Raw genomic sequence first — 12,473 nt, 5'->3', positions numbered from 1 at the left:
TCAGCGCCCTCCGGTGCGAATGCGGGGATCGGCGAAGCGATAGCTCAGATCGGTGAGCAGGTTCGCCAGCACGACAAAGGCCGAGGCAAAGAACAGCACGCCCAGCAGCGTCGGATAATCGCGCCTGAGCACGGAATCGAAGGCCAGCCGCCCCATGCCGGGCCAGTTGAACACCGTTTCCACCAGCAGCGCGCCCGAGATCAGGTTGCCGAATTGCAGACCGGCGATCGTCAGGATCGGCAGCACCGCGTTTCGCAGCGCGTGGTTGAAAGTGACCTTGCCCTCGCCCAGCCCCTTGGCGCGGGCGGTGCGGATATAGTCAGCGCCCAGCACCTCGATCATCGCGGTGCGCGACAGCCGGGCGTATTGCGCCAGAAACAGGATGCCCAGCGTGGTCGCAGGCAGTACCAGATGCCACGCGACGTTGAGCGCATAGGCCAGCCCCGTGCCCCGGAACCGCGCGCTGACGTAGCCCTCAACGGGGAACAGCGGGATCCAGACGGCGAACAGGATGACCAGCATCAGGCCCGTCCAGAACACCGGCGCGGCATAGCCCACGGTCGAGAACACCGACACAAAGCCCGACAGGATACCCTGCGGACGGCGCGACGACAGCACGCCCAGCACCACGCCCAGCAGCATCGCGATCAGTTGCGCGCTCAGCGCCAGCATGACCGTCGGGCCAAGGCGTTGCAGGATCAGCTCGGTAACCGGACGGTTGAAGTGGTACGAGGTGCCCAGATCCCCCATGGCAATCTGCTTGAGATAGATCCACAGCTGCACCATGATCGACTGATCCAGCCCGTAATGCGCGCGGATCTGGGCCATCATCTCTTCGGTGGTGCCGCCCATTTCGCCGGCGATCACCTCGGCGGCGTCACCGGGGGCAGCGTGGATCAGAAAGAAGTTCAGGACCACCACCCCAAGCATCAGGATCAGCCCGTAGAGCAGCCGCTGAAGAATATAGCGCATCATTGCCATGGGTTGGTTTTCAATCCTTGGAAGGGGGCATCAGAACAGAACGCGGCCCGCGCGGGGCGGGCCGCGAAAAGTGTCTCAGATCAACGGTCTTCGGTCCAGTAGACCTGATCCATGGCCTGCATCATACCCCAGATCGTCAGGGGCGGGTTGCCGATGCGGTCGTCGAACACGTTGTGATAGGGCAGCGCGTTGATCCAGTAGACCGGCAGTTCCTCACCGACGATATCCTGAAACTGACCATAAAGGGCTTTGCGCTCTTCGAAGTTGGTCTCGCGCCCGGCGCGTTCCAGCAGATCGTCGACTTCGGGGTTGGCATAGCCTTGGGTGTTGGACCAGATCACCGGGCGGATGTTGGTGCTCAGATAGGTGCGGTGCACCCCGATCACCGGATCGCCCCAGTTGAACACGATATCCATCGACATCATGAAATCGCCCGAGGCCAGACGGCCCGCCCATGTCGGGAAGTCGGGCGAGGCGCGCAGTTCGACCTCAATCCCCACTTCGCGCAGCTGCGAGCGCAGGTATTCGGGGATATTGCCGGTGGCCGAGTCGCGGCCCGGGATCGTCTCCATCGTCAGGGTAAAGCGCGTGCCATCGGCGCCGCGCGGATGCCCGGCTTCATCCAGCAGCGCGTTGGCGCGGTCCAGATCAAGATTGTAGCTGGGCATGTCGGGGTTGAAGAACGGGCTCGATTCGATGATCGGCCCTTTCTGGCTGGAGGCCACGCCACGCATCAGCGCGTTCAGGATAAAGTCGCGGTCCATCGCATAGGCAATCGCCTGACGCACGCGCATGTCGTCCAGTGGCGCGACGCGGGTGTTGAAGGCCAGCCACTGAATCGGGCCGATCCCCTCAAACCCGCGCGGGGTGACCATCAGACCATCCGTCGCCGACAGGCGCGAGATCGCGGTCGAGTCGGTGATCATCCCGGCGTCAGCCTCACCGGATTCCAGCGACAGCGTGACCGACGAGGCATCGCGCACGATGCGGATGATGATCTCGTCCAGATAGGGGCGGCCTTCGATGAAGAACTCGTCAAAGCGCTGCAGGGTGATCTGTTCGCCGGGGCGATACTCGGCCAGCTTGAACGGGCCCGAGCCGATGGGTGCGTTGTTGGCCGGGTGCGTCGGCATTTCTTGGCCGTCATCATAGACGTGCTTGGGCAGGATCGGGCAGAGCGCGCCGGTCAGCGCCAGCAGCAAGGCCGGGTGCGGCTGCGACAGGCGGATGATAGCGGTGGTGGCGTCGGGGGTCTCGACCGACTCGACCGGGCCGAACATGGTCTGGAACGGGTGGTTCGCCTTGATCGTCATGATCGAAAAGGCGACGTCCTCGGAGGTGACGGGCATGCCATCGTGGAACTTGGCGTTCGACACAAGGTTCAGCGTCAGGCTCAGGCCATCCTCGGCCAGCGCCCAGCTTTCGGCCAGATAGGGGTGCAGATCCCAGTTCTCGTCCACGCGCAATGGCGAGGCGAAAATCTGCGTTCCGGGAATGGCGGTGGCCACGCCCGATTGCACGGCAGGGTTCAGGTGGCGCGGGTTTTCGCCGGTGACGATCACCAGTTGGCCGCCCCGCCGCTCTTGTGCCGAAACCGGCCCAAGGCCAAGCGCCATCAGCGAGGCGCTGGTGCCGACGAAGGTTCTCCGAGTCAGACGCATGTCATGTCTCCCAGTTGAAAGAGGTGTATCTTTTCGACCTGCCGGTTTTCCGGTCGTTGTGACGCGAGTATGAAAGCGTGCTCAAACCGATCAAGACTAAAGTCCCTCTGGATCTATGCTTTCCGAAATCTGGCGCTAGGGTGGCTGCCATGCTGCGGCATTCTGGGCGCAGGGTGTCAGCAGTAACGGCAACCCGCTTGCTGCGCTGCTCAAAAACACCGCATCGTCAAAAAAGCCCGGCCTGATCCGGGCGCAGAACCGGGAACATCATGGCCGAAACAATCCTCTACGCCGCCCGCCGCATCATCACCATGGAGCCGACACAGCCCTACGCCACCCATGTTGCCGTGCGCGACGGGCGCATTCTGGCCGTCGGTGGTCCTGAGATTGCCGAGGTCTGGGGCGGTGCGCGGCTGGATGAGCGGTTCCGCGATCAGGTTCTGCTGCCCGGTTTCGTCGAGGCGCACAGCCACATGATGACCGGCGCGCTGTGGACCTATCTCTATTGCGGCAACGTGGATCGGACCGATCCTGACGGCAATCTGTGGCCCGGTGTGCATACGGTCGATGACATGATCGACCGGATGAAGGGGGCCATCGCCAAGCTGCCCGCTGGTCAGCCGCTGGTCTGCTGGGGCTTTGATCCGCTGTTCTTTGCCGGCGACCGGCTGAACCGGCATCATCTGGACCAAGCCTCGGCCGAGGTGCCGATTGCGGTGATGCACCAGAGTTTCCACCTGATGACGGTCAACTCCAAGGCGCTTGAGATGGCCGGCTATGGCCCTGACACCAACGCCGAGGGTGTCGTGCGCCTGCCCGATGGCTCGCTGATGGGCGAGCTGCAGGAAATGGGCGCGATGTTCCCGGTGATGCGCCGCCTGAACATGGCGATCCGCGATATCTCCAAGGGTGAGCATGCCATTGTGCAATACGGCAAGGCCGCCGTGCAGACCGGTGTGACCACCGCGACCGACCTGATGGCGGATCTGGCCGATGACGATGTGGCCACCCTGCTCGACGTGACCGGGCGCAAGGATTATCCGCTGCGGCTGGTCCCGGCGCTGGGCGTGATCGGGTTGGAGCCGAAAGCCGCCGCCGCCCGCGCGCTGGAGCTGCGCGCGAAATCGACCGACATGCTGCGCATGGGCATCTGCAAGGTGATGACCGATGGCTCGATCCAGGGCTTCACCGCGCGGGTGAAATGGCCGGGCTATATCGGCGGGCAGCCCAACGGGCTGTGGAACCTCGAACCCGCACGGCTGAAGGAACTGGTGAAGACGCTGCATGCCTCGGGCCTGAACATGCAGGTTCACACCAATGGTGACGAGGCCAGCGATTTCATCCTCGATTGCTTTGAAGAGGCGATGTGGGAGCACCCCACCGGCGACAGCCGCCACACGCTGCAGCATTGCCAGATGGCCGGTGAGGATCAGTTCTACCGTGCCGCCCGGCTGGGCGTCTGTGTGAACCTGTTCGCCAACCACCTGTGGTATTACGGCGATGCGCATGCCGAATTCACCGTCGGTCCCGACCGCGCTGCCCGCATGAACGCCTGCCGCTCGGCGCTGGATAATGGCGTGACGCTGGCGATCCACTCGGACAGCCCGGTCACGCCGCTGGGCCCGCTGCATGTCGCGTGGTGCGCCGTCAACCGCATCACGCCCAAGGGCCGGGTGCTGGGGGCGAACCAGCGCCTTTCGGTGATGGAGGCGCTGCATGCCATCACGCTGGGCGCCGCGCGCACGTTGAAACTGGACCGCGAGGTCGGTTCGATCACTCCCGGCAAAGCCGCGGATTTCGCCGTGCTGGGCGATGACCCGCTGTCGCTGGCCCCCGAGGCGCTGCGCGATATTCCGGTGCTGGGGACCGTGCAGGGCGGGCGCGTGTTCGTGAAATGAGCCCGATCCCCGTCACGCTGATCGCGGGCTATCTGGGCGCGGGCAAGACCACGGTGCTCAACCATTTGCTGTCCGACAGCCACGGGTTGCGGATCTGCGTTCTGGTCAATGATTTCGGTGAGATCGCGCTGGATGCCGATCTCATCGAAAACCGCTCGGGCGATACGCTGGCACTGTCGAACGGCTGCATGTGCTGCACCATTGGCGATGACTTCTATGACGCGATCGACCGCATCCTGCGGCTTGATCCGCGGCCCGAGCATCTGGTGATCGAGACCTCGGGCGTGGCTGATCCGTTCAAGGTGGGGCAGGTCGCGCTGGCCGAGCCGGACCTGACGTTGCAGGGCGTCGTCGTCGTGGTGGATGCGGTGAATTTCGGTGCCTCGCTGGCCGACGCGTTTCTGGGGGAAACCCTGCGCAATCAAATCGCCACGGCGGGTCTGGTGCTGGTCACCAAATCCGACATCGCCCCGCAAGGTGCGCTGAAACAGCTGCGCGCCACGTTGGCGGAACTCGCCCCCGAAGCCGTGCGGCTGGTCGCCGATTATGGCCGCGTGCCGGCCGAGATGCTGCTCGAACCGCTTGCGCTGCGTCTGCGGCGGGATGAGCCGCACGCCCATGGTCATCACCACGACCACGGGGCCGAATATCGCGGCTGGGTGTATAGCGGTGACGGCCTTGCCGACCCGGCGGCGCTGGATGCGCTGATCAAAGCGCCGATCCCCGGCCTGTATCGCCTCAAGGGTCTGATGCCGCTGACCGATGGCAGCTGGTGCAGCTTTCACCGCGCGGGGGTGCAGTCCGACCGTCGCCCGGCCCCGCCGCCGAAGGGGCAGGGGCGGGCGGTCGCGGTCGGTCTGGCGGATCGTTTTGACCCCGCCCAGCTTCAGTCCGCCTGGGACGCGATCCTGCGCAACGCTTAGGTTTTGACGAAAACACCGCTTGCGGTATCGTATCGGAACCCGCGCTCGCGCGGGGTTCAGCCAGAGCCATTCAGGAGAGACATTATGACCAAAGGTGTACCAAGCAGCGGCAAGGGATCGGCCAGCGGTGTGCTGCCGGGCGGCGCGAAAAAGCCTGCAGGCAGCGGCGGCAACAGCGAAGAAAGCCGGGTGACCTCGGGCCTGCCGACGGGCGGCAGCAAGGGCGGCTCGAAGTAACCGCGCATAAGAAAAATGGCCGGCCACGAAGGGCCGGCCAGTCTAAGGATCTGACCGGAGGGAACGGTCAGAGCAGGGAAGTCACCAGATTTCAGGGCCTTTTTCAGCGAATTGGTCGACCAGAAAGTCGATGAACGCGCGAACTTTGGGCTGCGTGAAGCGCCCCGGCGGGTAGACCGCGTAGATGCCCAGCGTGGTCTGCGGCAGCTCGGGGATCACATCCTCAACCAGCCCTTGCGCCATCGCGTCATGGTACAGAAAGCTCGGCAGATAGGCGATGCCCAGCCCCTTGACCGCCGCGTTGAGCAGCGAGTGGCCGTCATTGACCGTCAGCCAGCCATTGCCGCGCACCTGCCGCACCTCACCCGAGGCCGCGGTGATGCGCCAGACGTTCGCGCTGGATTGATTCGAATAATGCAGCAGGCGATGCTCGTTCAGATCGTCGATCTTGGCCGGGCGACCATGCTCCTGAATATAGCGCGGCGAGGCGATCAGGCGCTGCGCCGTTTCCGTAATCTTGCGGGCGCGCAGCGAGCTGTCTTCCATCTCGCCGACGCGGATCGACATGTCGAACCCTTCCGAGATCAGCTCGACATAGCGGTTCTTGAGCACCATGTTGACGCTGATTTCAGGATATTCCGACAGAAATTCATCCAGGATCGGCGACAGCAAACCCACGCCGAAATCGGTGGCAACCGACATCCGCAGCACGCCCGAGGGGGCCGACTGCATGGCGGTGACAATGCTGTCCGCTTCGCCTGCGTCATTCAGCACGCGGCGGGCGCGGTCATAGTATACGAGGCCAATCTCGGTGGGGCTGACTCGGCGCGTCGTGCGGTTCAGCAGGCGCGCGCCCAGCCGGGCTTCCAGCGAAGAGACGTGCTTTGAGACGGCGGATTTGGAAATCCCCATCTTGCGCGCCGCGTCGGTAAACCCGCCTTGGTCGACCACCGTAGCAAAAGCTTCCATTTCGGTCAGACGGTCCATGCTACACCTGTGCCCACTGTTTCGATGTTTCCGTTACACCTCCCAATTGCGGCGCCAAATGGGCGTACCTTGGGTTTTCATGGGACAGTTGTGCCATTTCTCGATTCAATCGCGGATAAATGCTTGGATCGTTTCGATTTCTTGGCATTAATGCGGCGCTCAGAGGGCGGATTGGACAGCGGTGATCCACAATGGCAGGCTGATCGCGGCCAGTAATGTCGACTGTGCGACGACAGTCGCGGTCAGCATCCGGTCCGCGCCGAATCCCGCCGCCAGCACATGCGCCGCCGATGCGGTGGGCAGGGCGGCGAACATCGTCAGGATTTGCGTCAGCGCCGGGTCGGCCCCGACTGCGCGGCAAGTGGCAAAGGTGACGGCGGGCAGCAGCACCAGCTTGACCCCCACCAACACCCCGCTGAACGCATCCATCCGCGCCAGCGCCCGCCAGTCCATCGTAGCACCAATCGACAGCAGCGCCACCGGGATCGCCGCTTGCGCCAGCAGCACCAGCGGGGCCATCAGCAGGGCAGGCGGCATCCAGCCGCTGATCCCCACCATGACCCCGGCGACCGAGGCAAGCAGGAACGGGTTCAGCACCACCCGCTTCACCGTTGCCCAGAGCCCCAGATTGCCGCCCCGCGACAGGGCCGAGACGGCGAAGATATTCGCCAGCGGCACGGCCATGCCCGCAACCACAGCCATCATGGCGGCGTCGGCGTGGCTGAGCGTCGAAACCGCGACAAACCCCATCGCGGTGTTGAAGCGCCACGCGGTCTGCCATGCCCCGGCGAAGTCCAGAAAGCTCTCAGGTCCGAACCGCCGCGCGGCAAAGCCCGCGACCAGCCCCAGCGTCAGGATTGCCCAGACCGCCGGTCCGATCACCGCCACCCGCGCCAGATCCATCGGGCGGGCAGCGGCGGCGGTGAACAGCAACGCCGGAAACAGCAGTTCGAAATTCAGCCGGTCCAGCCCGGTCCAGGCATTTTCCGACAGCCGCCGCCGCACCAGCCCGCCCAAGCCCACCAACAGAAAGCTGGGCACCAGACCGGCAAGGACGGCGGCGAAGATCACTTACAGCGCAGCGGCCAGCCGCGCGCCCTGATCAATCGCGCGCTTGGCGTCGAGTTCCGCCGCGACATCGGCACCGCCGATGACATGCACCGTGGTGCCAGCGGCCTCCAGCGCATCGGCCAGCGCGCGGTTGGGCACCTGACCCGCGCACATTACCACCGTGTCCACCGCCAGCAGCTGCGGGCCCTTGTCGCCGCCCAGAACGATGCCCTCGGGCGTGATCTGGTCGTAGGTCACGCCGCCGACCATCTTGACGTCGCGCGCCGCCAGACTGGCGCGGTGGATCCAGCCGGTCGTCTTGCCCAGCCGCTTGCCCGGCTTCTCGGCCTTGCGCTGCAGCAGCGTCACGGCGCGGGCCGGGGCGGGGGCGTCGGGCTGCAGCAACCCGCCCGGCACCTCGGACGGATCGCCCACGCCCCATTCTTTGCGCCACTCTTCGGCGTCCAGCGTCGGCGAGACGCCCTGATGCGTGACATATTCGGCCACGTCAAAACCGATGCCGCCCGCGCCGACAATCGCCACGCGGTCACCAACCGGGGCCTTGCCGCGCAGCACGTCGATGTAGCTGAGTACATTGGCGCCGTCGTCGCCCGGAATACCCGCATCGCGCGGCGAGACTCCGGTGGCGATGATCACCTCGTCGAACCCGGCTAATGCCTCGACCGAGGCCTCAACCCCCAGTTTCAGGTCGATACCCGAGGCCGCGACCATCGTTTCAAACCAGCCGACCAGCCCGTGGAATTCCTCTTTCCCCGGAATCACCCGCGCCATGTTCAGCTGACCGCCCAGCTGCGCGTCTTTCTCGAACAGCGTCACCTTGTGCCCGCGCTGATCCGCCACCAGCGCCGCCATCAGCCCGGCGGGGCCTGCGCCGATCACGGCGACGGTCTTTGCCGCCGCTGTCGGCTCGTAATTCAGCTCGGTCTCATGGCAGGCGCGCGGGTTGACCAGACAGGTCGAGATCTTGCCGCTGAACGTATGGTCCAGACAGGCCTGATTGCATCCGATGCAGGGCGCGATGGTCTCGGCCTTGCCCGCCGCCGCCTTGGCGACGAAATCGGCATCGGCCAGAAACGGCCGCGCCATCGAGACCATGTCGGCACTGCCGCCCGCCAGCACTTCCTCGGCGGTGTCGGGGGTGTTGATCCGGTTCGAGGTGATGATCGGAATGCCGACATGCCCCATCAGCTTCTTCGTAACCCAGGCAAACCCTGCGCGCGGCACGCTGGTGGCGATGGTCGGTACGCGGGCCTCGTGCCAGCCGATGCCGGTGTTCAGGATCGTCGCGCCTGCGGCCTCGATTGCCTTGGCCAGCTGGATGATCTGATCGAAAGTCTGCCCGTTGGGCACCAGATCCAGCAGCGAGATCCGGTAGATAATGATGAAATCCGGCCCGACAGCCTCGCGCACGCGCTTGACCACCTCGACCGGCAGGCGCATCCGGTTCTCATAGCTGCCGCCCCAGCGGTCCGTGCGCTGGTTGACGTGAAGGCACAGGAACTGGTTGAGGAAATAGCCCTCGGACCCCATCACCTCGACGCCATCATACCCGGCCTCGCGCGCGCGGACAGCGGCGGTGGCGAAATCGGCGATCTGTTTCTCGATCCCCTCTTCGTCCAGTTCCTTGGGCGGAAAGGGGCTGATCGGGGATTTGATCGGTGAGGAGCTGACGCATTCGGGCCCATACGCATAACGCCCCGCATGCAGGATCTGCATGGCGATCTTGCCGCCCTCGGCATGCACGGCGTCGGTGACAACCTTGTGGTTGGCGATGTCCTGCGGCGTATAGAGGCCCGCTGCCCCCGGAAACACGCCGCCCTCAGGGTTGGGAGCCATGCCGCCGGTCACGATCAGGCTGACCCCGCCGCGCGCGCGCTCGGCGTAATAGGTCGCCACCCGCTGCCAGTCGCCGCGTTCCTCAAGGCCCGAATGCATGGACCCCATCAACACCCGGTTCTTGAGCGTGGTGAAGCCCAGATCAAGCGGGGCAAGCATGTGGGGATAGGGGCTGGACATCGGCACTCCTCCGGTCTGGCGATTTGGCGCTACCGTATCGGCGTGCGGCGGATTGTCATCCGAAACCTTGCGTCAGGCCCCTGCCCCAAGAAGACGCCCCGCCAAAAACGCCTGCACGCTATGGCCCCGGCGCGGGTATCGGTTAGCCTGCTGTGGTGATAGGGCTGAACGATAACGCACACGCAAGGGACTCGGATCGTGGCACAACTGACTCAGGAAGGCCGCTCTCTGGTGGCGTCGATTGCCGCGCGGCACGGGCTGAGCGAGGCTGCGGTCGAGCACATGCTCTATGCCGTCGCCGCCGGTCACGGCACGCAGGCGCAGTTCAACTGCCCCGAGCTGGGCGGCATGGGGCAATGGTCGCTGGGCGGCATGACCATGGTCGGCGACATGTTCAACAACGGGCTGAAAGCGCGGGTCGATGCGCTGTGTTCCGAGCTGTCGGGCATCGTGCGCGATCATGCGATCTTTGGCGCGCCGACCTCGTCGCAGACCCAGTCGCAGGGCGGGAACTATGGCACGCCGGGCGTCAGCCTGTATGTGCAGCCTGCCGGCAACAGCTGGCCGTCCGAGCTGGGCCAGCCCGCCTCGGTCGGCACCCAGAACGACATGCGCTATGCGTGGTTCCCGCAGGCGCGGCGGCTGGCGATTGATGTTGCTGGCACGATGACCCTCTATGACACCGGCGATCACCAGATCAGCGGCTTCGGTCAGGCGCAGAGCGGCGGGCAGAGCCTGTCGTTCAACAGCCAGTACGGCCTGATCGACGTGCCGCAACTGCGCGTGGTCGACGGCGCGGCGACGCCTGTTGCGGACCCCGTTGCCGAGGCCCCTCAGCAACGCTGGGAGCCGACGCCCGCCCCCGCGCAAAGCCCGGCGCCGTCAGCGCCCACTACACAGCCCGAGTCGATGAGCGACGACCAGATCTTCAGCCGCATCGAGCGTCTGGCGGGGCTGTTCGAAAAGGGCATCCTGAGCCAGACCGAATACGAGACGAAAAAGGCCGAACTGCTCGCCCGTCTCTGACCAACTGCCCTTGCGCTCGGCCCTGCCCGGCGCGACACAGGCGGGATGGAAGCCTGGGTTCTCATCACCATCGTCGCCGCCGGGGTGCAGACCCTGCGCTTCATGCTGCAAAAACGCCTCAAGGGGCTGGGCCTGTCGACAGGCGGCGCGACGTTTTCGCGCTTCCTCTTCGCCGCACCCCTCGCTGCCAGCGGCCTGATCGCCCTGATGCTCTGGCACCAGACCGCGCTGCCGCCCCTGTCGGCGCGCTTCTGGGCCTTTGCGGTGCTCGGGGGCATGGGGCAGATCATCGCCACCTTCTGCACCGTCTCGCTGTTTTCCGAACGCAGCTTCGCCGTCGGCATCGCCTTTACCAAGACCGAGACGATCCAGCTGGCCGCCTTTTCCGCACTGGTGCTGGGCGAGGGCGTCTCGGCCATCGGCCTTGTCGCGATCATCATCGGCACCGCCGGTGTCGTGCTGATCTCGCGCCCGCCACAAGGCTGGCGCAGCGGCAAGGTACTGAACCGCGCCACGGTCTTGGGTATCGCGGCGGGGGCGTTGTTCGGCCTGTCGGCGCTGGGCTATCGCGGCGCGACGCTGGAAATTGCCAACCCTGACGCCCTGTTCCGCGCCACCGCCGCGCTGGCCATGGTCACCACGTTTCAGGTCATCGCGATGGGGCTCTGGCTTCGCTGGCGCGAACCGGGCGAGATGAGCCGCGTGCTGTCCACCTGGCGCTCGACGCTGCCGGTCGGCGTGACCGGCGTGCTGGGCAGTCTGGGCTGGTTCACCGCCTTCGCCCTGCAAAACGCCGCCTATGTGCGCAGCGTCGGGCAGGTCGAGCTGTTGTTCTCCATCGCCATCTCGGCGCTGGTGTTCCGCGAGCGGCCCAAGGCGGTGGAACTGGCAGGGATCGCGCTGTTGTCGGTGTCGATCGTGGCGATTGTGCTGCTGGCCTGAGGCCTATTGCGCGGCGTTCTGCGTCCGCATCCGCATCACAAAGTTGCGCAGAATGGCCAGCCCGCTGTCGCGCTCGAACGGGTGATCGGCGGCGGCCAGCACCGACAGGGTGATGATCCGTCCCGCAACCGGCAGGATTGCGCGCCAATAGGTCTCGTCAAAGGCGCTGGGATTGCCATTGTCATGGATCAGCAGCCAGATCACGCCATCGGCAAAGCTCGCGGCCTCGACCGTGACATCCGACGGATCGCCCGAACGGCTGAGCTGCGCGCGGCCCGGCATGGACTGCAGGAAGGTGGTCAGACGGCGCAGGCTGTCGGGGTTGCCGTCCGATTCCAGCCCGGTGATCGTCGCGCTGAGCACCGGCGAGGCCCGTAGCGTATTGCGGCAGCGGACCAGCAGCACGAAGGCCTCGATGTCACTCTCGCTGGTCGCTTCGACATCCACGCAGTACCCCGCCGGACCCGTGACCGTCACCGAGTCTCGCAAGACCTGTACGGAACTGGGGCCTGCGGCGGGCAGCAACCCGCGTGTGGCGGCTTGCGTCAGGGGTTCCGTCTCGAAACAGGCGGCCAGCGGCAGCATCAAGGCAAAAAGCCCAAGGTGCAGCCACCTGATCATGCCTGAGCCAGCCCTCGGACAGAGGTGGTCAGGGGCACGGCAGTGAGAGGGGGGCACTGGGGCATCGGGTCGTCCGGTAAGGAAATATCAGGGATAGTGAATGCTTCGAT

The 12,473-nt window shown here is 65.2% G+C and carries 11 protein-coding genes; 5 read left to right on the top strand and 6 right to left on the bottom strand.

All coding sequences use genetic code 11. From position 1 onward, the window contains the following. Nucleotides 1-981, bottom strand: a complete 981-nt coding sequence (locus tag EAE28_RS18170) for an ABC transporter permease (RefSeq protein WP_127108926.1) — start codon at nucleotides 979-981, stop codon at nucleotides 1-3. A gap of 80 nt (nucleotides 982-1,061) precedes the next feature. Then, nucleotides 1,062-2,642: an ABC transporter substrate-binding protein gene (locus EAE28_RS18165; RefSeq protein WP_127108924.1), complete on the bottom strand. Its 1,581-nt coding sequence runs from the start codon at nucleotides 2,640-2,642 to the stop codon at nucleotides 1,062-1,064. A 269-nt stretch (nucleotides 2,643-2,911) separates the two neighbouring features. Here EAE28_RS18165 and EAE28_RS18160 point away from each other — a divergent pair, with 269 nt between their 5' ends. The 3 genes from EAE28_RS18160 (at nucleotide 2,912) to EAE28_RS23845 (ending at nucleotide 5,700) form a co-directional block, all read left to right on the top strand. Further along, nucleotides 2,912-4,540, top strand: a complete 1,629-nt coding sequence (locus EAE28_RS18160; protein ID WP_127108922.1) for an amidohydrolase — start codon at nucleotides 2,912-2,914, stop codon at nucleotides 4,538-4,540. Beyond that, the gene (locus EAE28_RS18155; RefSeq protein ID WP_127108920.1) at nucleotides 4,537-5,463 is read left to right on the top strand and encodes a CobW family GTP-binding protein; all 927 of its coding nucleotides are present in this window, start codon (nucleotides 4,537-4,539) and stop codon (nucleotides 5,461-5,463) included. The genes EAE28_RS18160 and EAE28_RS18155 overlap by 4 nt, the downstream gene beginning before the upstream one ends. Before the next feature lie 84 nt (nucleotides 5,464-5,547). Next, the gene (locus EAE28_RS23845) at nucleotides 5,548-5,700 is read left to right on the top strand and encodes a hypothetical protein (protein ID WP_164736694.1); all 153 of its coding nucleotides are present in this window, start codon (nucleotides 5,548-5,550) and stop codon (nucleotides 5,698-5,700) included. An 81-nt stretch (nucleotides 5,701-5,781) separates the two neighbouring features. Here EAE28_RS23845 and EAE28_RS18150 read toward each other — a convergent pair whose 3' ends face one another. The 3 genes from EAE28_RS18150 to EAE28_RS18140 all read right to left on the bottom strand — a co-directional run bounded on the left by EAE28_RS18150 (nucleotide 5,782) and on the right by EAE28_RS18140 (nucleotide 9,774). Next, nucleotides 5,782-6,687, bottom strand: a complete 906-nt coding sequence (locus EAE28_RS18150; protein ID WP_127108918.1) for a LysR family transcriptional regulator — start codon at nucleotides 6,685-6,687, stop codon at nucleotides 5,782-5,784. 159 nt (nucleotides 6,688-6,846) lie between these two features. Continuing rightward, nucleotides 6,847-7,758 (bottom strand): AEC family transporter, encoded by a 912-nt coding sequence (locus tag EAE28_RS18145; protein WP_246022445.1) that lies wholly within the window; start codon nucleotides 7,756-7,758, stop codon nucleotides 6,847-6,849. Then, nucleotides 7,759-9,774 carry an NADPH-dependent 2,4-dienoyl-CoA reductase gene (locus tag EAE28_RS18140; protein WP_246022443.1) on the bottom strand — a complete coding sequence of 672 codons (2,016 nt, stop codon included), beginning with the start codon at nucleotides 9,772-9,774 and terminating at the stop codon, nucleotides 7,759-7,761. Nucleotides 9,775-9,972: 198 nt separating this feature from the next. Here EAE28_RS18140 and EAE28_RS18135 point away from each other — a divergent pair, with 198 nt between their 5' ends. Both EAE28_RS18135 and EAE28_RS18130 read left to right on the top strand, forming a co-directional pair. After that, a complete protein-coding gene (locus EAE28_RS18135; RefSeq protein WP_127108916.1) occupies nucleotides 9,973-10,800 on the top strand; it encodes an SHOCT domain-containing protein in 828 nt (275 codons plus the stop codon). Nucleotides 10,801-10,845: 45 nt separating this feature from the next. Then, nucleotides 10,846-11,742 carry a DMT family transporter gene (locus tag EAE28_RS18130; RefSeq protein WP_127108914.1) on the top strand — a complete coding sequence of 299 codons (897 nt, stop codon included), beginning with the start codon at nucleotides 10,846-10,848 and terminating at the stop codon, nucleotides 11,740-11,742. A gap of 3 nt (nucleotides 11,743-11,745) precedes the next feature. Here the strand turns inward: EAE28_RS18130 and EAE28_RS18125 are convergent, their stop codons facing one another. Further along, nucleotides 11,746-12,363: a hypothetical protein gene (locus EAE28_RS18125; RefSeq protein WP_127108912.1), complete on the bottom strand. Its 618-nt coding sequence runs from the start codon at nucleotides 12,361-12,363 to the stop codon at nucleotides 11,746-11,748. Between the last annotated feature and the right edge of the window lie 110 nt (nucleotides 12,364-12,473).

Origin of the sequence: Pararhodobacter zhoushanensis (assembly GCF_003990445.1) — a bacterium.
Classification (GTDB): Bacteria; Pseudomonadota; Alphaproteobacteria; order Rhodobacterales; family Rhodobacteraceae; genus Pararhodobacter; species Pararhodobacter zhoushanensis.
This window is presented reverse-complemented; position numbering and strand designations above follow the sequence as displayed.